The organism is Natrinema pallidum (genome assembly GCF_005890195.1).
Taxonomy (GTDB): Archaea; Halobacteriota; Halobacteria; order Halobacteriales; family Natrialbaceae; genus Natrinema; species Natrinema pallidum.
Genome location: NZ_CP040637.1, coordinates 2260069 through 2280280, shown reverse-complemented (window position 1 = coordinate 2280280; position 20212 = coordinate 2260069). Strand labels below are relative to the sequence as shown.

Sequence of the window (20212 nt, the reverse complement as noted above, 5' to 3'; positions counted from 1 at the left end):
TTCGCCGCGCTCTCGACTACCGTCTGTACGACCCACCACAGTCGATTGTGTCGAACACCCATACGATATGGTAATGCCACGTTTCCGTTATATAGTTATTGTAAACTTTGATAGAATATTGCCTTTGTCTCGAGTCGATGGCCGCGCCTCGCTCACAGATCGACTGGGAGGTTTTCATCTCGCCGGTCCTGGAAGTGATATCGCGTTTTCATAGGCGAACTAACGAATTATTGGTCAAAAATTACCGGTACAGGCCCCGAGAGAGAAGTTCTGGCGTGAAAACGGCCACCAAAATTAAGTACGACGCTCTCGATTACTTCTGTATAGGCATGACCTCGAATTTACTTAATCACCAAATTGACGATATCCTCGGGTCCGTGCTCGAGGACGTGAGCGGTACTATCTACATGGTCAACCCGTCACGGGATGCCATTGAAGAGTTCATTTCCGTCGCGACTGCGTTCGACGGCGACCTGCCCTCGGTCCGCATGCTCGCCGACGAACGCACCCTGAAAGACGTCATGGACGACTTCATCGTCGCCTCGAACGCCGCCGACCTCATCAGCGAGGACGCGCTGTCGCTGCGAACGCTCGCGGAAGCGCCCGAAAACTCGCTGCTGGTCAGCGAGGACCGCGTCGTTGCCCTCGTCCACGCCGACGACCGCGTCGGCGGGCTCACCACGGACGACGAGAGCTTCGTCGAAGATACCTACGACACCTACGCGGGCCGCTGGGAGGACGCCACCGACTTCAACCTCCGTACGCCGCCGATCACGGCCGTCCGCGAAACGCTGTCCGACGAGATCAGCCCCGAGGCCGAGGCCGACTTCACCGCCATCCTCGACTCCCTCGAGACCGCTCGCGGCGACGGCGATGGCCTCGACGAGGTCACCATCTCCCTGCTCGTGGCGGCCAAGAACGAAGCGCTGCTCTACGACATCAGCAAGTGGGGCGAGGACGTCGGCATCGCCTCCAAAGCGACCTTCTCCCGGACGAAGACCAAACTCGAGGATATGGGCCTGATCGACACCGAGAAGGTCCCGATCGACGTCGGCCGACCGCGGCTCCGCCTGAAGATCGGCGACGAGCGCCTCAGTGAGGCCGACAACGGTCAGCTCGCGACCGTCGCACAGTCCATCCTGAACTAACACTTTTGGGCTGCGGGCGCGGCGACGTCGCGTCCCGGAAATCCTTCGATCAGCGGTACTTTGCACGCCGCTCGTTGACGGTGTCTAGCGGCTGGAAACCGCAAGCCGAGAAGCCGACGGACTGCCGAGATAGAATGTATCCTTTCCATATTGGGTCTGATACAAGGGGGAGTTCGGTTCACAAGCAGCGAAATTCGGGCTGGTTCAGAAAGCGTCTCGCAAGAAGTGATGCTCTTAGAATCCATCAGAGAAGTACTGGTCATCGTCCTTGCGATCGTAATATTTGCTATATTCGTTCGAAAATATCTATCGCCAGTTTGAATAACCCCTCATATTTAACGTAAAGGTATTTATATGGGCTGGTGCCACATTATTCCATGGATAGGATTCGAGATGAGATCAATTATAACGGTCTAATAGGCAGTATGATTTTAGGGCTTCTTTTGACATTCCTCTTTATTATTGATGCCAATAAAATATCAATATCTGTGGTTGGTGTTTTATTCATACTGCTATCGGTCAATATATCCAGGGAAATGTCCGAGAAAGAGAACCTCAATAAATCGTTCTATCTTATTGGTGGTCTTCTTGCAATCATAGCTGGTGTGATTATACTATCATGGGGATATATACTTGCCTCTGCAATATTATTTATTGTTGGTATATTTACAATATCTGACCTCATCTTCAATATAAAATAGTTTGTGGTGTGCGATCTCTATACGATTGGACAGCACATGACGCAAACCCCAAGTTGCCGCCGCGAGAGGACTCGAGTATGTACGAGGCCGTCCACGCCCACCCCGACGGAGAGAGCACGGTCGCCAGAGTCGCGAAAACGGCGGCCGACTACGGGTTCGAGGGCGTGGTCGTCCGCAATCACGCCGACGCTCGAGCGGAGTACGATCCCGACGAAATCCGCGACGAGTACGGGATCGATGTCGTCGAGGGCGTCGAGATCCGGGCCGACGACCCACAGCAGGCCAGCGGGTCTGTGGGGAACTTCCGGACATCACACACGATCGTCGGGATTCACGGCGGGACGACGGCGCTGAACCGCTTCGCCGTCGAACAGGCGAAAGTGGACGTGCTCGCCCATCCGATGACCGGCAACGGCGACATCAATCACGTCTTGGCGAAAGCCGCCGTCGAGAACGGCGTTCGCATCGAGTTCAACCTCGGCGGAGTCCTCCGAGAGAGCGGCGGCCGCCGCGTCCGAATCCTGCAGTCGCTGCGGAAACTCCGGGAGATCGTCGCCCACTACGACGCGCCCTACGTCGTCAGCGCCGATCCGACCTCGCACCTCGAGTTGCGCACGCCCCGCGAGCTCAAAGCGCTCGGCGAGGAGATCGGGTTCTCCGGCGAGTTCGTCGAAGACGGCCTCGCGGAGTGGGGGCGGCTGGCCGAGCGCAATCGCCACGTCCACTCCGAGTCGTTCATTGAGCCGGGGGTCGAACGGGGGAGGTATGAAGAGGAGTCTTGAGGAACACGCCGCGCGGTTCGACGAACAGGCCGGCGAGTACGACGACTCGAAGTCCGAGGAGTACCACGCCTGTGCGAATCTCGTCATCGAGCACGCCGCTCCCGGGGCCGACGACGTCGTCCTCGATCTGGCGACCGGCACCGGCGCGATCGCGCTCGCCCTGGCCCCCGACGCGAAGCGGGTCGTCGGCCGGGACATCAGCGACGGGATGCTCGAGGAAGCGAAACGGAAGGCCGACGACCACGGGCTCGAGAACCTCGAGTTCGACCGGGGAACTTTCCGCGAGCCGGAGTACGACGGGCCGGTCGACGTGGTCACCTCGAACTTCGCCATGCACCATCTCTCGGACGCGGAAAAACGCGAGGCGATCGCGGTCATCGGGGACCTCGAGCCCCGGACGTTCGTGCTGGGGGACGTGATGTTCTTCGGCGAGCCCGACCCCGAGGAGCCGTTCTACTCGCCTGAGGTCGACGATCCGGCGACCGTCGGGATGCTCGCCGACGCCTTTACCGATGCGGGCTTCTCGCTGACGGCCGTCGAGCGCGTCCACGAGCAGGTCGGCGTGCTGGTCGCGGAGCGCAGTTCGACGGCGGGCGACGCGGTAGTCGGTGAATGAAACACCTCCCGAAACACCTCCGGCCGCGCTGGCGGTACCTCGCGGTGGAACTCGAGACGTGGCCCGACGAGCGGATCGGCAGGCGGTCGTTCCAGCGTGAGCTGTGGTACGCGGGTCAGAACTTACTCGGCGATCCGGGCAGCGCCGACGCCGATCTGACGGTTGTCAGGTTCGAGTTCGCCGACGGAACGGGGGACGCAGTTGTCAAGGCCCGCCGCGGCGAGACGGAGCCCGCTCGAGCGGCACTGGCCTGTATCGACGGGATCGACGGCGCTCCCGTCGGCGTTCGGGTCCGCGGTATCAGTGGCACGATCCGTGCCGCTGAAGAAAACTATTTAGGACGCGACCGGCAAGATTTGGGAGAGAGAAACGTCGTGTTCGGGAACGAAGAGCGAGCCGCCGTCCTGCGGGACGACGTCGGGGACGTACGGTTCGATGAGGCGTTCGTGGGCGCGACAGACCTCGATTACCATTTAGTGTGATACTATGCAGGGACAACAACAACAGCAGGCGTACGACCGCGGCATCACGATCTTCTCGCCCGACGGCCGACTCTATCAGGTCGAATACGCTCGTGAGGCGGTCAAACGAGGCACGGCGAGCATCGGTGTCCGAACGAACGACGGCGTCGTCCTCGCCGTCGACAAACGAGTCCCCTCCCCGCTGCTCGAGGATTCGAGCGTCGAGAAGATCCACAAGGCCGACGACCACGTCGGCATCGCCAGCGCGGGTCACGTGGCCGACGCTCGCCAGCTGATCGACTTCGCGCGCCGCCAGACGCAGGTCAACCAGCTTCGGTACGGCGAGCCCATCGGCGTCGAGACGCTGACCAAAGAGGTTACCGACCATATCCAGCAGTACACGCAGGTCGGCGGTGCCCGACCGTTCGGCGTCGCGCTGATCGTCGGCGGCATCCAGAACGGCGAGCCGCGCCTGTTCGAGACCGATCCCTCGGGGACGCCCTACGAGTGGAAGGCGCTGGCCGTCGGCTCCGACCGCGGCGAACTCCAGACCTACCTCGAGGAGCACTACGACGATGAGGCCGACCTCGACGGCGGCATTCAGCTCGCCCTCGACGCGCTCGCGTCGGTCAACGACGGGTCCTTGCTCCCCAACGAAGTGGGGCTGGCGACCGTCGACGTCGAAACCGAGTCCTTCGAGCAGTTCGACCAGGATCGGATCGCCGACCATCTCGAGGAGAACGACCTCCTCGATACGGGCGAGGGCGAGGACGAAGCCGACGACGCCGCCGAGTAATCGAGACGCCGAGTTCGTTTTTCGACGCCGTATTCCGTCGCCTCGTTGGAAAGCGGCCCGCTCGAACGCGACACCCCTCGAAGCGCCGGTCACGTCGCGTCGGCGGCCCCGTCGATCCACGGCGACTCGAGGCGTTTTCGACCTCGAGTGCCGGATCGGTTCGGGAAACACTCTTTTCATTGGCGGCGGAACCGTCAGGTATGATTTCGCTTGACGAGGCAGTGACAGCGCGACTCGAGTCACACGGGGCGCGCTTCGAAGTGTTAGTCGATCCGGACGCGGCGCTTTCGATCAAACGCGACGAGTTCGACGGCGAGTTGGAGGACGTGATCGCCGCCGAGGACGTCTTCGAGGACGCCTCGCGCGGCGACCGGCCCGCGGAGTCGGACCTCGAGACGGTCTTCGATACCACGGAGCCCCTCGAGATCATTCCCGAAGTGATAAAGCAGGGGGAGATCCAGATCACGGCCGATCAGCGCCGCGAGATGCAAGAACAGAAGCGCAGGCAGTTGATCGATACGATCACGCGCAACGCGGTCAACCCCCAGATGGACAACGCGCCCCATCCGCCCGAACGGATCGAGAACGCCCTGGAGGAGGCCGGCTTCACGGTCGACCCGATGGAGCCGGTCCAAGAGCAGGTCGACGACGCGCTGGACGCGTTACGGCCCGTGATCCCGATCCGGTTCGAAGAGGTCACCGTCGCCGTCCAGGTGCCGGCGGATCACGCGGGTAGCGCGCAGGCGAAAATCCGCCAGTTCGGCGATCTCGAGCGCGAGGAGTGGCAAAACGACGGCTCGTGGATCGGCGTATTGACGTTCCCGGCCGGACTGCAAAACGAGTTCTACGACACCGTCAACGAACACACCAGCGGACAGGCGGAGACGGAAATCGTCAAGGACAAAGACGATCTCCGAACGCGGTGACGTACCTCGGGGCTTGTCCCCGAGGTACTCTCGGTGTATGCCTGGTCGATGACGCGTCCGGTTCCGGGTCGGGACCGCGTTAGCCGCGTCGGAAGCCGATCAGGAAGCCGCCGGTAAAGCCTGCACCGATCGAGAGCGTCGAGAGCAGCGATTGAACCCAGTGGCTGTTCGCAGCGTCCCCGGCGCGCGCTTGCGTTTTCAGGAGGCCGGCCGAGAGCCGATTCCAGTCGACGATGATGATCCCCTGGGACTCGAGGTAGCGAAAGGCCATCAACTGCACGCCGACGATGATCGCGAGGAGTTTCGCGATCTTCTTCGCGGCGAACCCGATGACGCCGCCGATGACCGCGCCGCCCCCGATTTCGAGGCCAAGCGCCGTCGGATCGAGATCGAGCATTATGCACCTCAATTCGAGTCGGTTCGTATGACTGTTGTGATCGGGTCCGCTCGACGGACCGGACGGAACCCGATCGATGGCGGCCGCGACGCGAACGCGCGGACGGTCACAACGGGCGCGGGATTCAAGACGGTTCGCCGCGTACGGACGAGTATGACTCACGTGCGTCCAACGGAGGTGTGCGACCGGCATCGTTAGCGTCTCCGGGTCCACGCGGCAGTGCCCGCACCGACTGTACGGCCGGTGTCGGCGAGCGACGGGGCGCGCAAGCGACGAGCTGCGGCGCTCGAGCGAGCACGACCGACCACGCCCGGCAGACACGAAGCCACCCGCATGAACACGATCATCGCGAAACGCGTCGATTCCGGCACGGCTGACACGAGCGAGATTCGCGACCTGGCCCGGGCGGCGGGGTATACCGTCGTCGGCGAGGTCACGCAGTCCCGACGGGCCGATCCGGCCCTTCAGATCGGCGAGGGGAAAGCGGAGGAACTGGCCGCGCTCGCCGCGGAGACCGACGCGACGACCGTCGTCTTCGACAATCGGCTCGGCCCGTATCAGACGTACAACCTCGGGCGGCTCCTGCCGGAAGGCGTCGAGGTCATCGATCGATTTACGCTGATCCTCGAGATTTTCGGCCAGCGCGCCCAGACGCGGAAGGCACAGCTCCAGGTCGAACTGGCCGAGCTCCGCTACGAACTCCCCCGTGCCGAGGCGAAGACGAGCCTCGCAAAGCGGGAGGAACACCCCGGCTTCATGGGGCTTGGCGAGTACGACGAGAGCCGCGAACGGGACATCAAAGCCCAGATCAGCCGGATCAAGGACGAACTCGAGCGGATCGAGCAGACCGAACAGCAGCGCCGGGAGCGCCGTCGGGACTCCGGGTTCGATCTGGTCGCGCTTGCGGGATACACCAACGCGGGGAAGTCGACCCTGTTGCGTCAGCTCGCGACCGATCTCGAGGTCGAGGAAAACGAGGAGCTCCATCCCGACCTGGACCCGACGGCCGAGTCCCAGGACAAGCTGTTCACGACGCTGGGGACGACGACGCGACGGGCGGCCATCGACCGGCGGGACGTGCTGGTGACCGACACGGTCGGGTTCATCAGCGATCTGCCCCACTGGCTGGTCGAGTCGTTCAAGTCGACGCTGGACTCGGTCTACCGGGCGGACCTGGTCTTGCTCGTCGTCGACGTCAGCGAGCCGGTCGACGAGATTCACGAGAAGCTGGTCACGTCCCACGACACCCTCTACGAGCGCAACGAGGCCCCGATCGTGACCGTGTTGAACAAGATCGATCAGGTAAGCGACGAGGACCTCACGGACAAGCGCGAAGCCCTGTCGTCGCTCGCGCCGAACCCGGTCACCGTCAGCGCCAGGGAGGGGCTCAACGTCGACGGCCTCCTCGAGCGGATCGACCACGAACTGCCCGACTGGGAGGAAGAGCGGCTCATGCTGCCGATGACCGAGGACACGATGAGCGTCGTCTCGTGGCTTCACGACAACGCGAACGTCGACGACGTGACCTACGGCGACGAGGACGTGATCGTCTCCTTCGAGGCTCGGCCCGCGGTGATCTCGCAGGCACGCTCGCGAGCGAGCGAGCTGCGGACGACGGCGGCGGAATCGGCCTCGTAGGGGTCGGACGCCGCGACGACGCTCTTTCTCCGAGCGCGGTCGGCGGGATGCCCGCCCTCAGGACGAGGGCGTCCGCACCCGTGACCCGCACTTATAAATCGATGTCTCGAGTCCGATACGTTATGGAACGTGTTGCAATCATCGGAGCCTCCATGACCCAGTTCGGGCAACGGGACGGGGAGTGGATTCAGGACCTTCTCGCGGAGGCCGGCAGCGACTGTCTCGAGGATGCGGGCGTCGACGCCGACGACGTCGAGCACCTGTACGTCTCGAACATGGCAAGCGGCGAGTTCGAAGGGCAAACGGGCGTGATGAACGCGCTGGCTCACGACCTCGACGCGATGCCGGCGTACACCCAGCGCGTCGACCAGACGAGTTCGAGCGGCGGCGCGGGAATGTACGCCGCCTGGCAGTCGGTCGCCAGCGGTGCCAGCGACATGACGATGCTCGTCGGCGGCGAGAAGATGACGCATAAGACGACCGGGGAAGCGACCGACGTCATCGCGTCGCTGACCCATCCCGTGGAGTACAAACACGGCGTCACGCTGCCCTCCTTCGCGGGCCTGACGGCGCGCCACTACCTGGAGCGGTTCGACGCGCCCCGCGAGAGCCTCGGGAAGGTCGCCGTCAAGAATCACAAGAACGGCGTCGACAACCCGCATGCCCAGTTCCGGAAGGAAGTCGACCTCGGGACGGTCCTCGAGTCGCCGATCGTCGCCGATCCGCTCCGACTGTACGACTTCTGTCCGATCACGGACGGCTCCGCGGCGCTGATGCTCTGTCCCGAGTCGGTTGCGAAGGAGTATACGGACGACTACGTCGTGATCTCGGGCATCGACGGGGCGACCGACACCCACGTCGTCCACGAGCGCGCGGACCCGACCGTCATGGGCGGCGTCGTCGAGAGCGGCAACGGGGCCTACGACATGAGCGGATACGGACCCGCGGACATCGACGTGGCCGAACTCCACGACATGTTCACGATCCTCGAGTTCCTGCAGATGGAGGGGCTGGGCTTCGCCGAGCAGGGCGAAGCCTGGAAACTCGTCGAGGAGGGACACACGGAACGTGACGGCGAACTCCCGATCAACACGTCGGGTGGGCTCAAATCGAAGGGCCACCCGCTCGGGGCCAGCGGCGTGGCCCAGGGCGTCGAAATCTACGAGCAACTCGTCGGCGAGGCCGGTCCCCGACAGGTCGACGCGGACGTGGGGCTGTGCTGTAACGTCGGCGGCTTCGGCAACTGCGTGATTACGACCATCATGGAGGCTGCACAATGACTCTGGAAGCGACGCGCTACGACGACGGCTCGATCAGCTACCCCGGACATCCACGCGGCCCGGGCGGGACGGAACCGGTCGAGACGATCGATCTCAGCGAGTACACTGCTGAGATCGTGACGTGGACGACCAGCACCGCGACGCCACCCGGCGTCCGCGAGCCGAACCATCTCGCGATCGTCGAGTTCGATGTGGAAGGCGAGTCCGTCCGCGCGATCGGCCAACTGACCACTGGCGATGTCGAGACGGGCGACGAGGTACGGCCGGTCTCCGTCGACGAACTCCGCGAACCCGGCGCGGGCATTCGAGAGCCGGAGAGTCAGGCGTGGGACGGCTACCGGTTCGAGCCGGTGTAAGCGCGAAAATAGTTGTGCGTCTCGAGTGTCCGGTACTCGAGGCGCGCCCGCGGATGGGAAAACGGGTCTCCGGCACCAACCGATCAGCGCCCCGTTTCCCGTGACCGTCGTCGAGGACGGTTCAGGCCGATTACTGAGACGTACCTTCGGATCGAACTATCGTCACCGTTCGGTGTCCTAAATTCGTCGAATGCTGTTCCCCCTTAATTTTAAATCACCGTTCGTGGTCAGCCACCACCAGAGGTACACTAGCTATGGAACGTGTTGCGATCATCGGAGCCGCTATGACCCAGTTCGGACAACGCGAGGGCGAATGGATCACGGATCTCCTCGCGGAGGCCGGAATCGACTGTCTCGAGGATGCGGGCGTCGATGCGAACGATGTCGAGCATCTGTACGTCTCGAACATGACCAGCGGCGAGTTCGAAGGACAGACGGGCGTGATGAACGCGCTGGTACACGACATCGGTGCCATCCCGGCGTACACCAAGCGCGTCGATCAGACGAGCGCGAGCGGCGGTGCGGGAATCTACGCCGCCTGGCAGTCGATCGAAAGCGGGGCCAGCGACATGACCTTGCTCGTCGGCGGCGAGAAGATGACACACCGATCGACATCCGAGACGACCGACATCATCGCCTCGGTAACGCACCCAGTCGAGTACAACGCCGGCGTCACGCTCCCGTCGTTCGCCGGACTCACCGCACGCCGCTATCTCGAGCGATTCGACGCGCCCCGCGAGAGCCTCGGGAAAGTCGCGGTCAAGAATCACAAGAACGGCGTCGACAACCCGCATGCCCAGTTCCGGAAGGAAGTCGACCTCGAGACGGTCCTTGAGTCGCCGATCGTCGCCGATCCGCTCCGACTGTACGACTTCTGTCCGATCACGGACGGTTCGGCAGCACTCCTGTTCTGTCCCGAATCCGTCGCCCGGGAGTACACTGACGACTACGCCGTAGTCACCGGCGTCGACGGGGCGACGGACACGCAGGTCGTCCACGAACGCGAGGAACCGACCGTAATGAACGGCGTCGTCGAGAGCGGGCGGGGAGCCTACGAGATGAGCGGACTCGGACCCGCGGATATCGACGTGGCCGAACTCCACGACATGTTCACGATTCTCGAGTTCCTGCAGATGGAGGGGCTGGGCTTCGCCGAGCAGGGTGCGGCCTGGAAGCGCGTCGAGGACGGGGACACCGAGCGAGACACCGGTGAGTTGCCGACCAATACCTCGGGCGGGCTCAAATCGAAGGGGCACCCGCTCGGAGCCAGCGGCGTGGCCCAGGGCGTCGAAATCTACGAGCAACTCGTCGGCGAGGCCGGTCCCCGACAGGTCGACGCGGACGCGGGCCTGTGCTGTAACGTCGGCGGCTTCGGCAACTGTGTGATTACGACCATCATGGAGGCTGCACAATGACTCTGGAAGCGACGCGCTACGACGACGGGACGGTCACCTACCCTGGGCACCCGCGCGGCCCTGACGGCGCGGAGCCGGTCGAGATGATCGATCTCAGCGAGTACACCGCGGAGGTCGTGACGTGGACGACCAGCACCGCGACGCCACCCGGCGTCCGCGAACCGAACCACCTCGCGATCGTCGAGTTCGATGTGGAAGGCGAGTCCGTCCGCGCGATCGGCCAACTGACCACCGGTGACATCGAGACGGGTGACGAGGTACGGCCGGTCTCCGTCGACGAACTCCGCGAACCCGGCGCGGGCATTCGAGAGCCGGAGAGTCAGGCGTGGGACGGCTACCGGTTCGAGCCGCTCTGATGGCCGCCGGGCCGACGCGCCCGCCACAGCGGATTCAGGGTTCGCCGCTGCCGTCTTCCGCGCCGTCAGCCCCAGCGTCGGCATCGGAGCCCTCCCCATCCGACCCGTCGGCGTCGCCCTCGCTCGAGGCAGCCGCATTCGAGTCGCCGTCCTCGTCGTCGGCGTACTGATCTCGCAGCGTCTCGAGTTCGGCGTCGACATCGACGGCGGAGTCGCGGTCGGGGTCGTCGGCGCGGTCCGCTCCGTCTTCGGCCGGCGGGCCGTCCTCGATATCGATCGTCACTCCGCGTTCGGCCGCCGGTCGATCGGAGTCCGCGGCGGTCGGTCCGGATCGCGACTCGCGTTCGGCGGCGTCCCGGAGCCGGCTGTCGACATCGTCGCGGAGTTCCCGAGCCTCAGCGAGGAGGTCGCGGGCCTCCTCGTCGGCGGGGAGACCGCCCTCGGAAGCGGCTCGCTGGAGCTCCGACAGCACGGAATCGAGCTGTGAGAGCGTCGTGCGACGGAGTTCGCTCGCGCGCTCGCTCGTCGCTTCGGTGGCCGCCTCCGTTCGGTCCCGCGCCTCTTGCCCGGTTCGAACGACGTTCAGGCTCCGCTGGAACGCCTCGAGCGCGCGGACGCTGGTCTCGAGAACGGTCAGGGCGGCCGGAAGGGCGACCTCGTCGGTGAATCGCAGGAGTTCCCGCGGCGTCGGCGGGCGCAGCGGGGGCCGGCGACGCGAGCGCGGCCCCTCGAGTTCCTCTCGGAGCGCGTCGATCGTTCGCGCGAGTTCGCGAATCGCGTCGGCGAGTTCGTCGTCGGAATCGGCCATGCGCTCCCTACGACCGCCGGTGTAAAAAACCGGCCGATCGGGAGTATTCGATAGTAATGGCCGTACGTGAGACCCTTTTCCGAGGGGAACTCAGCCGCAATTTTTATCTCGATACCGTTTGACTGATCGAACGGAATGGAAGACGAGCGAGGGGACGCCGTCCCGGACTGTGCGACGTTCGCACGAACGCTCGGAACCCTCAAACAGGAGGGGAGCAACATCTTACTCGTTGGGACGGCCAGGGAGCCACACGAGACCGTCTGCCAACAACTACTCGGTGCAGCACGGGAAGACGCTCGATACCGCCTGTTCGTCACGGATGCGGACGACCACGTCGCACACGAACGTGGTTCCGATTCCGGGATCGAACGGGTCCGAACGATCGATTATTCGCGGTCGGAACTCGAGTCGATGTCGGAATCGGACGGCGGGAGCGGGCAGCCGTCGCTGGGGACGCTCGGGATCGAGATCGTCGAGACCATCGGCGAGTTCGACGACAGCGCCGACGGGCTCGCTCCGTCGGCGCTTCGCGTCTGCGTCGATTCGCTCGTGCCGCTGCTCCAGGAGTACGACGCGGAAGCGGTGTTCCGCCTGCTGCAGTTGACGACCTCGCGAGTCGATCAAGCGTGTGGCATGGGTCACTATCACCTACCGCTGGGTCCGGACCACGACGCCGTCAACCTCCTCGAGCCGCTGTTCGATGCGGTCGTGACGGTCCGATCCCGAAACGGAATCGACGAACAGCAGTGGTATCTCCGGGAGGCGGACACGACCACCGACTGGCTCGAGTTGTAGTCAGCACCGCTTTCGTCGCCGACGGTGAGAGTCGACCACGGCGTGGCGACCGATCCAAGCGTTTTTACCTACCCCGTGCCCTCCAAACTGGTGTGCGAATCGAGAACAGTTTCATCCCCGTTCGCGGGGTCGGGGAGACGACCGAACGACGACTCTGGGAACACGGTGTGACCCACTGGGACGAGTTCGACGGCAGCGTCGTCGGCTCGACACTGGCCGATCGGATCGAGACGTTCATCGACGAGGGACGGACCCACCTCGAGCGCGGTGATATCTCCGTCTTCGCGGAGGCGCTGCCGGCTTCGAGTCGCTGGCGCTGTTACGAGAACGTCAGCGACGAGACGTGCTTTCTGGACATCGAGACGACCGGGCTCGACGCGTCCACGAACGAGGTGACGACCGTCAGCCTCCATCGGAGCGGCGAGACGACGACCTTCGTCAAGGACCGCGATCTCACGAGCGACCGCCTCGAGCGGGAGCTCGCCGATGCGCCGCTGTTGGTTACGTTCAACGGCCAGCGCTTCGACGTTCCCTTCCTCGAGACGTGTTTCGATATCGACGTGGACGTGCCCCACGTCGACCTCATGTACCCCTGCAAGAAGGTGGGACTGGACGGCGGGCTGAAAGCGATCGAAAAGGACGTCGGAATCGATCGGGACAAGCCCGACCTCAGCGGACGCGACGCGGTGCGCCTCTGGCACGAGTACGAAGCCGGTGACGAGGGAGCCCTCGAGACGCTCGTCGAGTACAATCGGGCCGACACCCGCAACATGAAGCCGCTGATGGAACTCGTCGCGGATCGCCTCCACGAGACCGTCTTCGAGGCCGCGACGGCCGGCGACTGATCGGCCGGCAGGATCGACCGTCGCGCGTGCGTGACGGCGGCGGTGAGCAAGCAGCTATACGGCAGCCAGCGCACTACCCACTCGTACATGGACGATTACAGCTACGAGACCGCTATCGACGTCCGGCTCCGCGACATCGATTTCATGGGCCACGTCAACAACGCAACTTATGCGACGTACCTCGAGCAGGCCCGCGAGGCCTACTTTCGGGACGTGCTCGATGTCTCGTTGACCGAGACGAACACCGTTCTCGTGAGCCTCGAACTCGAGTATGCCCGCCCCATCGAGGCCGACGACGCCGTCACCGTCGCGCTCCGCGTGCCGGAACTCGGCGACTCGAGCCTGCCGATGGAGTACGAAATCCGCGCGAACGGCGAGCGTGCCGCGACGGCGCGCACCGTTCAGGTCCTCGCTGCGCCGGACGACGGCGGTTCACAGCCGCTGCCGTCCGAATGGCGGCGACGGATCGAGCACCGGGAGTAGCTGCTCGCCGGCTACCGCGACGTTTCGGGATCGGATACGTCGACATCGCCGTCGCTCGTGACGACGACCCGATAACCACAGAAGGGGAATTCGATGCGGCCGACCGGCCGCTCGTGGCCGTTCTCTCGCGTCGCAAAGAGCGCGTCCAGAGCTTCGGGATTGACGACATCGTAGAGGGCTTCGTATTCCGGGGGCTCGAGATCGACGGGATCGACGCCTTCGCGCTCGGCGACAGCAGCGACCACGTCGAAACTGAGAGATTGTCGGTCTGTCGTGTCCGATCGATCGACTGAGAGTAGCATTGACCGGAGCCTTTCTTCGATCAGGTATAAATCCTCTGGCCCTAACTTGAGGTTGGTGTCCATGTCTGATCAATAATGTATATATGTGTTCAATACCCAACTAATTGGGTATAGAATAGTTGCTAATCTTATTTCATTCACAAATTCTAAAACTCTTCAGGGAGTGACAGTCACTACGCAACCACCGATTGCCGACGGGGGTGGCGTGAAATTCGGGAAAACTGTCTCGAGGGCAGCACGAAGGGTAACATGTTCGGGAAGAGTTACTGGGCGATTCGGGACATAGCCCGGACCACGATGAATCCGTTTTCGAGCGGGCGATCGACGGACGGGGGCGACAGCGAGGGGAGCTTCGATGCGCCCGGATCGTTCGTGCCCGACCACGTGCCCGATCCGGGGGCATTCCTCGAGGGCCACGACGTCCTCGAAGGCGAGGAGCACGTCGCCTTCCACGACGTGACTCGAGATCTATTCGAGGAGCGGGGCGTCTACGACGCCACCTTCGGCTATAATCTGGCGCGACTCAACCTCGACCGGCGACATCCCGAAGCGGGCTACCGGTACGCGGTCGATGCCGACGATCCGACCGTCCTCCGGGCTGAGTTCAGCCCCACGACGGAGTTCTGTCCGCAAGCCGATGCGCTCGTCAAGGGCTCGTTTCGCGCCTGGAACGGCCTGAGTGATCGCCACGAGTACGATCTCGTCCGCGTCCGCGTCCGTCCGTCCCACCACCAGTCCGAGTCCCTCAACGGGACGCTTGAGTCCCTCGAAGCGCAGTACCTCGAGTCCGGCGAGGTCCCGACCGAACCGGTCGGTAGCGGCCCCGGGACCGGAGCGAAGGGGGAGGACGGCGACGAGACGAGCGTTCAGTCGCCGTTCTGATCGCGCGATGGGGACCGGGAATGCGACCGCAACCGTCACACGGTGGTCGCGTGCGTTCGTCGCGGTCGGTATCGGCTACTTCGTCGCGTGGCAGGTCGCCGTCGCTGTCGGCGCGGGGAGAGCGGCGACCGTCCCCCTCGGCGTCTTCGGCTTCGTCTTCCACGTGGTCTTCGGCAAGGCCTACACGCTCGTCCCGTCGTACTTCGCGCGCGAACTCGCGGTACCGCGCGCGCCGGCGATCCACCTCCCGTTCGCCTCGCTCGGCGCGATCGGTGCGTTCGCAACCGGGATCGGAATCGGCTCTGCGACCGTGACGCTCGCGAGCGCGGCGAGCTGGCTCGTCGGCGGCCTCGTCTTCGTCGGGACGCTGTGCTGGACCGTCCGCGACAACCCGACGGGCCGCGAGACCGGCACCGGCGAGACCGATGCCCACCGTCGGCGCGCCGACCGGGTCGCGAACGTCGCCGTTCCGTTCGTGCTCGCATACCTGATCGTCGGCTCGGCGCTGCCGCTAGCGGCCGCACTCGGTCTCGAGCCGTCCGTGTTTCCGGCGAGCGGGCCGGCCACCACGCACTTGTTCGCCGCCGGCACGGTGGCGCTGCTCGTCTTTGCGATCGGCTTCCGACTGTTACCCCGGCTGCTGGTCGCTTCAGTGCACCCGTTGCTGGTCTCGGTCGTCGTCGCCGCCGGTATCGTCGGCCCCGCACTGCTCGCGGCCGACTTTCGTGGCGGGACGCTGTTTCGCGTCGGTGCCGCGCTTCAGGCGACCGCCCTCGTCGGGTTCGCCGTCGCCGTTCTCGACCTGGCTCGGCAGAGCGACCGCCGACGCGTCGGCGGCCGGGCCATCCTCGCGGCAGCCGGCTGTGGCGCGCTGATCGCCGTTCTGGGTCTCTGCTTCGCGTTCGCACCCAGTGCGGGTCTACCGGCAGCCGCGTTCGACGCCCATTACCGGCTCGCCGTCGGCGGTTTCCTCGGCCTGACGATCGTCGGCGTCACCTACCGTTTCTATCCGCCAGCCGTCGCGTCCGCCCCCGGAATCGGCGACCGAACCGCGAGTGCGTCGGTCGCGGCGCTCGTCACCGGCCTGGGGCTCGAGGTCGCGGGCCTGCTCGGGTCGGTCCCAACGTTGGTCGAGCCGGGCCGCTGGCTCTCGGTCGTCGGTGCGGGCCTCTACGCTGCCGTCTGCTGGACGGTTTTCTTCGAGCGCGCCGACTGGACGGGATGAGCGCCCGCTACTCCACCCGCGCCTCAAGCCAGCGGACCGTGGGGGTGGCGGCGATCCCGTGGACGACGATCGAGATGAGCACGACCGCGCCGACGACGGCCCACAGCACGTCGGCGTCGGGGAACGCTGCCTCGTTGAGGCCGTGTGCGAGGTAGTAGAACGAGCCGATCCCCCGGATGCCGAAGACGGCGACCGTCGCCCGCTCGGCGGGGTCGCGGTCGAACCCGAGGAACCCGACCAGCCCGGCGAGCGGTCGAACGAGGAACACGATCGCTACTGCCGCCGCGATCCATTCGAACGTGAGCGGTTCGAGGAGCCCCCCGGCGATCGCGCCGCCGAAGAAGAGCATGACGAGCGCCATCATCACCTGTTCGGCGAACTCGCTGACCTCGTGAAGCGACCGGTTGTAGTCGTGGGAGCGCTCGTAGTGGCGGATCATCAGCGCGGCGACGAAGACTGCGATGAAGCCGTAGCCGCCCGCGAGTTCGGTCGCCCCGTAGACGAACAGGGTGCCGGCGATCGCCTCGAGTCCCTGGACCGACTCCGCGACGGGGGTCTCGGGCTCCGTCGCGAAGACGAGCCGCGCGGTCAGGGAGCCGAGAACGACGCCGACGAGTACGCCGACGGCGATCCGGTAGCCAACGTCGACGAGGAGCCACTCGCCGACCCAGTTGCCGGGCACGAGGCCGACGAGCGCGATCGCGATCGCCATGTTCGTAAACGGGAACGCGAGCCCGTCGTTCAGTCCGGCCTCGGAGGTGAGCGCGAATCTGACCTCGTCTTCACCACCGGCCGCCTCCTCGAGACCTTCCGCTTCGCTGCCCATGCCCGGTCCCCCGACCTGGACCTCCGATGCCAGCACCGGATCGGTCGGCGCGATGCACGCACCGAGCAGGACCGCGGTCGGAATCACGAGGCCGAGCCACCAGCCGAGCAGCGCCGCGCCGGCGATCGACAGCGGCATCGTGATCGCGAGCAACCGCCAGGTCGACGCCCACGCGCGCAGCCCGGGGACCCGATCGATCTTCAACCCGACTCCCATCAGGGCGACGATCACGCCGAATTCTGCGAGGTGTTCCGTCGTCGTCCCTTGCTCGAGCGGGTCCGGCGCGGGCAGTCCGATCGGCAGGCCGAAAGCGAGCATGCCGAACGCGACGAAGAAGATCGGCAGCGAGATCGCACGGTCCGCAACGAACCGCGGGAGGACGGCGACGCCGAACAGTGCCACACCGATGACGACCAGTCCAACGTTGTACAGCTCGAGGGCCATCCGCTGGTCCGGCCTACGGGAAATCGCGTCTTTATCCCGATGCCGGCGTTTGCAGAACGAACCCATTTGCAGCGGGCCGGCGTATCGAGGGTATGGGTCGGAACGCGCCGGGAGAGGGAAGCGAGGGGTCAACACGGAGGCGGTTCCTTCGGGCGGGGGCAGTCGCCGTGACCGTCGCCCTCACCGGCTGTATCGAGGAGATGGGAACGGAGTTCCCCGCAAATACGGAGTGGCCGGTCTCGGCGTACGTCCCTCCCCTCCCCGTCGCGGAACGACGCGCAATCTTCGAGGAGCGCATTCCGGCGCTGGCGGCTGCCGACATCACGACTCCGGACGGGCTCGCGTCCACGCTCGCGGAGTTCGACATGGCCGTCGGGTCGGTCGCACGCGAGCGGGACGTGCTGACCCTCGAGTACGTCAACACCGATCGGTACGACGAGGGCAACGCTCACGATATCGCCCTGATTGCGGGCGGCTACGCGGCGCTGGTCAACGCGGGCTACGATACCGTCGCGCTGGGGGCGACGATTCTCGACGACGCGCCCGCGTCGTACGGATCGGCGACGGTCGAGACGGAACACGCGGCGGCATACAACGCGGGCGAGCTGACGGCCGCCGAGTACGGCGAACTGGTCGTCTCGACGATCGAATCACAGCGGTCCGAACCGGCGGTCGACGTGTCGCCGGAGGAATAGATTCGCGCGATCCGCGCCGATGGGGTCGACCGCACCCGGTCACCGATCTGGCGACGCGTCCACGTCGGGCTCTCCGCCGGCCGCTGCAGGGTCGTCCTCGCCCGACTCGAACGTGCTTGCGAGTACGCCGGCGATGCCGTCGGGCCCGTGACGATGGATCGTCAGCAGCATGTTCGCGATGAACACGCCGACGCCGATCGTCGCGAGGAGACTGCTCGCGGTGGGAACGACGGCGGGAAGGTCGACCAGCGGTGCCAGCGACAGGCCGGCAAAGCCGACGAACAGCAGCCAGAAATCCGCGCGCTCGAGGCGGTCGTCGTAAAGGTCGTCGATCATCGGCACCTGTTCGAAGCCCAGGCGATCGCTGTAGCGCTCGATCCAGATGATGAAGGGGACGATATGGTACAGCGACCCGATGACGACGAGTCCGAAGACGCCGAACAGCAGAAGCGTCCGGGTCCCGGGATATCCGAAGAGCGACTCGTACGCGAGGGGGTCGGTCCACCACGCCGGCGCGGCGAGGGCGATCCACGCGACCAATGCCGCCACGACGAGCCAGTAGCGAGCGAGCATCGGGGACCGCTCGACCGTCGCGCCGGCCAGCAACTGGGCGACGACGACCGCGAACGCGGCGAGTCCGACGAGGAGCGCGACCGCGCCGACGCGAGCGATGGGGGCGATGGTGAGTCCGCGGCCGACCACGAGTGCCGCGAGCCCGGCGGGGAAACACAACTGCTCGAGGGCGAGCAGGCGGTCGCCCCACCGATTGGGCTCCGCCTGCGTGAACATCTTCGTCAGTTGGAACAGCGCACCGACGACCGTCGCGAGCAGCGCGCCGAACAGCGCCAGTGTCGCGTGAGAGCCGTGGATTTCGAATCGGTTCACCGGGACCGACTCGAACACCGGCGTGGTGAAATCCGTCGCGAGAAGCGCCCCGAGCGGTGCGACGAGGGCGAAGCACGCGAGCGCGAGTGCGAAGTGGCGCTCCGTGAAATCGAACGGGCGTGCACGGATGATCGTGCGCCCGACGTTATAGACGAATGTCCAGATACCCGCCAGCATGAGCGCGCTGGCGACCGGGAGCCAGGCGAACGCGCCCGCGAGCAACGCCGCGCCGAATCCGAGTAGTCCGACGGTCACGAGCCACAGTTGGGCGACCGCCAACCGCCGCGAGTGGATCGACACGCCGGACCAGACGGGGACGAACTGGGTCATCGCACCCATGATCGTCACCGCGATCCAGCCCACGAGCAGGACGTGGAGGCGTGCCAGCCCGGCGAGACCGGGCAGCGTCGCGACGGCCAGGACGGTCCCCCCACCGATGCCGACCGCGAGAAAACCCAGCGCGAGCAGGAAATGCCGCAACGGGATCACCATCGGCGGCTGCTGGTCGGTCCGTAACCCGCCCGGTATTCCGTTCATGTCTCGCGGTACGGCCCGTACGGCCGTCCCCTTCCTCCCGAACACGTTCGGACGATAGCGTTTGCCGGTCCGTACCGTATCGCCGTGTGAGCCATGGGACCAGACCAGGCGACGACTACCGCCGACGAGGGATCGACCGCGACCGTTACGGACCAGCACGCGGCCGCGACGGCCGGTCGGGAAACCGAGACGACCGTCACCGTCCGCTGTACCGGCCACGTCCGCACCGCACTCGGCCGCCACGAACTCGAGTTCACCTTCGAGGGGACCCGCCTTCGGGACTTCCTCGAGGCCTTCTTCGCGGAGTACGATCTCGCGGACATGCTCATTGCCGAAACCGAAGCGGACGCGACCCACAGCGGCTGGGCACCCGTTCCCGACGACCTGCCCGGGACGTGGCGAAAGAACCCGGAGGGCGAGCAGACCCGGCCGTACGCGCGGGTCTGTGTCAACGGTCGGTTCAACGAACACCTCGATGGATTCGAGACGGAACTCGCCGACGACGACCGCGTTGCGCTGCTCTACCCGTTTCTGTTCTGCTGTTGATCGGCTTGCGATCCGTCGGCGGTGGCTGCGGCGACGACGCCGACGGCCACCGTGGCGAACACGTTCG

At 65.1% G+C, this 20212-nt stretch carries 24 protein-coding genes; 19 read left to right on the top strand and 5 right to left on the bottom strand.

Annotated elements, in window-relative coordinates; translation table 11 throughout:
• Nucleotides 1-329: 329 nt before the first annotated feature.
• The 7 genes from tbsP (at nt 330) to FGF80_RS11360 (ending at nt 5430) form a co-directional block, all read left to right on the top strand.
• Nucleotides 330-1148, top strand: coding sequence for a transcriptional regulator TbsP (gene tbsP / locus FGF80_RS11390; protein WP_006186667.1), 819 nt, complete (start codon nt 330-332; stop codon nt 1146-1148).
• A 377-nt stretch (nt 1149-1525) separates the two neighbouring features.
• Nucleotides 1526-1849: a hypothetical protein gene (locus tag FGF80_RS11385; protein ID WP_138654086.1), complete on the top strand. Its 324-nt coding sequence runs from the start codon at nt 1526-1528 to the stop codon at nt 1847-1849.
• Between the two features lie 77 nt (nt 1850-1926).
• The gene (locus FGF80_RS11380; RefSeq protein ID WP_006186668.1) at nt 1927-2631 is read left to right on the top strand and encodes an RNase P subunit p30 family protein; all 705 of its coding nucleotides are present in this window, start codon (nt 1927-1929) and stop codon (nt 2629-2631) included.
• Nucleotides 2615-3247, top strand: a complete 633-nt coding sequence (locus tag FGF80_RS11375; protein ID WP_006186669.1) for a class I SAM-dependent methyltransferase — start codon at nt 2615-2617, stop codon at nt 3245-3247. The genes FGF80_RS11380 and FGF80_RS11375 overlap by 17 nt, the downstream gene beginning before the upstream one ends.
• A complete protein-coding gene (locus FGF80_RS11370; protein ID WP_138654084.1) occupies nt 3244-3729 on the top strand; it encodes an Rpp14/Pop5 family protein in 486 nt (161 codons plus the stop codon). Before FGF80_RS11375 ends, FGF80_RS11370 begins: the two co-directional genes overlap by 4 nt.
• A gap of 4 nt (nt 3730-3733) precedes the next feature.
• The gene (psmA, locus tag FGF80_RS11365; protein WP_138654082.1) at nt 3734-4504 is read left to right on the top strand and encodes an archaeal proteasome endopeptidase complex subunit alpha; all 771 of its coding nucleotides are present in this window, start codon (nt 3734-3736) and stop codon (nt 4502-4504) included.
• A 200-nt stretch (nt 4505-4704) separates the two neighbouring features.
• Nucleotides 4705-5430 carry a ribosome assembly factor SBDS gene (locus FGF80_RS11360; RefSeq protein ID WP_006186672.1) on the top strand — a complete coding sequence of 242 codons (726 nt, stop codon included), beginning with the start codon at nt 4705-4707 and terminating at the stop codon, nt 5428-5430.
• A gap of 79 nt (nt 5431-5509) precedes the next feature.
• Here the strand turns inward: FGF80_RS11360 and FGF80_RS11355 are convergent, their stop codons facing one another.
• A complete protein-coding gene (locus tag FGF80_RS11355; RefSeq protein ID WP_006186673.1) occupies nt 5510-5827 on the bottom strand; it encodes an FUN14 domain-containing protein in 318 nt (105 codons plus the stop codon).
• A 333-nt stretch (nt 5828-6160) separates the two neighbouring features.
• On the opposite strand from FGF80_RS11355, the gene hflX reads away from it, so the two are divergent.
• The 5 genes from hflX (at nt 6161) to FGF80_RS11330 (ending at nt 10872) form a co-directional block, all read left to right on the top strand.
• On the top strand, nt 6161-7465 hold the full coding sequence (gene hflX / locus FGF80_RS11350; RefSeq protein ID WP_006186674.1) for a GTPase HflX: 1305 nt from the start codon (nt 6161-6163) through the stop codon (nt 7463-7465).
• A 122-nt stretch (nt 7466-7587) separates the two neighbouring features.
• The gene (locus FGF80_RS11345; RefSeq protein ID WP_138654080.1) at nt 7588-8745 is read left to right on the top strand and encodes a thiolase family protein; all 1158 of its coding nucleotides are present in this window, start codon (nt 7588-7590) and stop codon (nt 8743-8745) included.
• Entirely contained in the window at nt 8742-9101 is a 360-nt protein-coding gene (locus FGF80_RS11340) for a PhlB family protein (RefSeq protein ID WP_138654078.1), read from the top strand. Before FGF80_RS11345 ends, FGF80_RS11340 begins: the two co-directional genes overlap by 4 nt.
• A gap of 254 nt (nt 9102-9355) precedes the next feature.
• Complete coding sequence (locus tag FGF80_RS11335) at nt 9356-10516, top strand: thiolase family protein (protein ID WP_138654076.1); 1161 nt, start codon at nt 9356-9358, stop codon at nt 10514-10516.
• Nucleotides 10513-10872: a PhlB family protein gene (locus FGF80_RS11330; protein WP_138654074.1), complete on the top strand. Its 360-nt coding sequence runs from the start codon at nt 10513-10515 to the stop codon at nt 10870-10872. The genes FGF80_RS11335 and FGF80_RS11330 overlap by 4 nt, the downstream gene beginning before the upstream one ends.
• 34 nt (nt 10873-10906) lie before the next feature.
• Here FGF80_RS11330 and FGF80_RS11325 read toward each other — a convergent pair whose 3' ends face one another.
• The gene (locus tag FGF80_RS11325; protein WP_138654072.1) at nt 10907-11680 is read right to left on the bottom strand and encodes a DUF7547 family protein; all 774 of its coding nucleotides are present in this window, start codon (nt 11678-11680) and stop codon (nt 10907-10909) included.
• 135 nt (nt 11681-11815) lie between these two features.
• Between FGF80_RS11325 and FGF80_RS11320 the strand changes: the two genes are divergently transcribed.
• From FGF80_RS11320 to FGF80_RS11310, 3 genes are all read left to right on the top strand, one after another.
• Nucleotides 11816-12475 (top strand): DUF7504 family protein, encoded by a 660-nt coding sequence (locus FGF80_RS11320; RefSeq protein ID WP_006186678.1) that lies wholly within the window; start codon nt 11816-11818, stop codon nt 12473-12475.
• A gap of 92 nt (nt 12476-12567) precedes the next feature.
• Nucleotides 12568-13320 carry a ribonuclease H-like domain-containing protein gene (locus tag FGF80_RS11315; RefSeq protein WP_006186679.1) on the top strand — a complete coding sequence of 251 codons (753 nt, stop codon included), beginning with the start codon at nt 12568-12570 and terminating at the stop codon, nt 13318-13320.
• Nucleotides 13321-13407: 87 nt separating this feature from the next.
• Entirely contained in the window at nt 13408-13803 is a 396-nt protein-coding gene (locus FGF80_RS11310) for an acyl-CoA thioesterase (protein ID WP_006186680.1), read from the top strand.
• Nucleotides 13804-13814: 11 nt separating this feature from the next.
• Here the strand turns inward: FGF80_RS11310 and FGF80_RS11305 are convergent, their stop codons facing one another.
• Nucleotides 13815-14105: a HalOD1 output domain-containing protein gene (locus tag FGF80_RS11305; RefSeq protein WP_006186681.1), complete on the bottom strand. Its 291-nt coding sequence runs from the start codon at nt 14103-14105 to the stop codon at nt 13815-13817.
• A gap of 249 nt (nt 14106-14354) precedes the next feature.
• Between FGF80_RS11305 and FGF80_RS11300 the strand changes: the two genes are divergently transcribed.
• Nucleotides 14355-14987 carry a hypothetical protein gene (locus FGF80_RS11300; RefSeq protein WP_138654070.1) on the top strand — a complete coding sequence of 211 codons (633 nt, stop codon included), beginning with the start codon at nt 14355-14357 and terminating at the stop codon, nt 14985-14987.
• Nucleotides 14988-14994: 7 nt separating this feature from the next.
• Nucleotides 14995-16212: a hypothetical protein gene (locus FGF80_RS11295; protein ID WP_138654068.1), complete on the top strand. Its 1218-nt coding sequence runs from the start codon at nt 14995-14997 to the stop codon at nt 16210-16212.
• A gap of 7 nt (nt 16213-16219) precedes the next feature.
• Here FGF80_RS11295 and FGF80_RS11290 read toward each other — a convergent pair whose 3' ends face one another.
• Nucleotides 16220-17482 (bottom strand): cation:proton antiporter, encoded by a 1263-nt coding sequence (locus FGF80_RS11290; RefSeq protein WP_006186684.1) that lies wholly within the window; start codon nt 17480-17482, stop codon nt 16220-16222.
• Between the two features lie 92 nt (nt 17483-17574).
• Between FGF80_RS11290 and FGF80_RS11285 the strand changes: the two genes are divergently transcribed.
• A complete protein-coding gene (locus FGF80_RS11285) occupies nt 17575-18177 on the top strand; it encodes a hypothetical protein (protein ID WP_138654066.1) in 603 nt (200 codons plus the stop codon).
• A 39-nt stretch (nt 18178-18216) separates the two neighbouring features.
• Here the strand turns inward: FGF80_RS11285 and FGF80_RS11280 are convergent, their stop codons facing one another.
• Entirely contained in the window at nt 18217-19599 is a 1383-nt protein-coding gene (locus tag FGF80_RS11280) for a hypothetical protein (protein WP_238705281.1), read from the bottom strand.
• 93 nt (nt 19600-19692) lie between these two features.
• Between FGF80_RS11280 and FGF80_RS11275 the strand changes: the two genes are divergently transcribed.
• On the top strand, nt 19693-20145 hold the full coding sequence (locus tag FGF80_RS11275; protein ID WP_138654064.1) for a ubiquitin family protein: 453 nt from the start codon (nt 19693-19695) through the stop codon (nt 20143-20145).
• Nucleotides 20146-20212 lie beyond the last annotated feature (67 nt).

What these genes read in the sequence shown, in the direction of transcription:
- FGF80_RS11305 (WP_006186681.1), bottom strand. Translation starts at nt 14,105, where the DNA reads ATGCTACTCTCAGTCGATCGATCGGACACGACAGACCGACAATCTCTC.
- FGF80_RS11375 (WP_006186669.1), top strand. Translation starts at nt 2,615, where the DNA reads ATGAAGAGGAGTCTTGAGGAACACGCCGCGCGGTTCGACGAACAGGCC.
- FGF80_RS11370 (WP_138654084.1), top strand. Translation starts at nt 3,244, where the DNA reads ATGAAACACCTCCCGAAACACCTCCGGCCGCGCTGGCGGTACCTCGCG.
- FGF80_RS11360 (WP_006186672.1), top strand. Translation starts at nt 4,705, where the DNA reads ATGATTTCGCTTGACGAGGCAGTGACAGCGCGACTCGAGTCACACGGG.
- FGF80_RS11310 (WP_006186680.1), top strand. Translation starts at nt 13,408, where the DNA reads ATGGACGATTACAGCTACGAGACCGCTATCGACGTCCGGCTCCGCGAC.
- FGF80_RS11300 (WP_138654070.1), top strand. Translation starts at nt 14,355, where the DNA reads ATGTTCGGGAAGAGTTACTGGGCGATTCGGGACATAGCCCGGACCACG.
- FGF80_RS11330 (WP_138654074.1), top strand. Translation starts at nt 10,513, where the DNA reads ATGACTCTGGAAGCGACGCGCTACGACGACGGGACGGTCACCTACCCT.
- FGF80_RS11285 (WP_138654066.1), top strand. Translation starts at nt 17,575, where the DNA reads ATGGGTCGGAACGCGCCGGGAGAGGGAAGCGAGGGGTCAACACGGAGG.
- tbsP (WP_006186667.1), top strand. Translation starts at nt 330, where the DNA reads ATGACCTCGAATTTACTTAATCACCAAATTGACGATATCCTCGGGTCC.
- FGF80_RS11295 (WP_138654068.1), top strand. Translation starts at nt 14,995, where the DNA reads ATGGGGACCGGGAATGCGACCGCAACCGTCACACGGTGGTCGCGTGCG.
- FGF80_RS11335 (WP_138654076.1), top strand. Translation starts at nt 9,356, where the DNA reads ATGGAACGTGTTGCGATCATCGGAGCCGCTATGACCCAGTTCGGACAA.
- FGF80_RS11320 (WP_006186678.1), top strand. Translation starts at nt 11,816, where the DNA reads ATGGAAGACGAGCGAGGGGACGCCGTCCCGGACTGTGCGACGTTCGCA.
- FGF80_RS11280 (WP_238705281.1), bottom strand. Translation starts at nt 19,599, where the DNA reads ATGAACGGAATACCGGGCGGGTTACGGACCGACCAGCAGCCGCCGATG.
- FGF80_RS11345 (WP_138654080.1), top strand. Translation starts at nt 7,588, where the DNA reads ATGGAACGTGTTGCAATCATCGGAGCCTCCATGACCCAGTTCGGGCAA.
- FGF80_RS11275 (WP_138654064.1), top strand. Translation starts at nt 19,693, where the DNA reads ATGGGACCAGACCAGGCGACGACTACCGCCGACGAGGGATCGACCGCG.
- FGF80_RS11355 (WP_006186673.1), bottom strand. Translation starts at nt 5,827, where the DNA reads ATGCTCGATCTCGATCCGACGGCGCTTGGCCTCGAAATCGGGGGCGGC.
- FGF80_RS11385 (WP_138654086.1), top strand. Translation starts at nt 1,526, where the DNA reads ATGGATAGGATTCGAGATGAGATCAATTATAACGGTCTAATAGGCAGT.
- FGF80_RS11340 (WP_138654078.1), top strand. Translation starts at nt 8,742, where the DNA reads ATGACTCTGGAAGCGACGCGCTACGACGACGGCTCGATCAGCTACCCC.
- psmA (WP_138654082.1), top strand. Translation starts at nt 3,734, where the DNA reads ATGCAGGGACAACAACAACAGCAGGCGTACGACCGCGGCATCACGATC.
- FGF80_RS11325 (WP_138654072.1), bottom strand. Translation starts at nt 11,680, where the DNA reads ATGGCCGATTCCGACGACGAACTCGCCGACGCGATTCGCGAACTCGCG.
- FGF80_RS11380 (WP_006186668.1), top strand. Translation starts at nt 1,927, where the DNA reads ATGTACGAGGCCGTCCACGCCCACCCCGACGGAGAGAGCACGGTCGCC.
- hflX (WP_006186674.1), top strand. Translation starts at nt 6,161, where the DNA reads ATGAACACGATCATCGCGAAACGCGTCGATTCCGGCACGGCTGACACG.
- FGF80_RS11290 (WP_006186684.1), bottom strand. Translation starts at nt 17,482, where the DNA reads ATGGCCCTCGAGCTGTACAACGTTGGACTGGTCGTCATCGGTGTGGCA.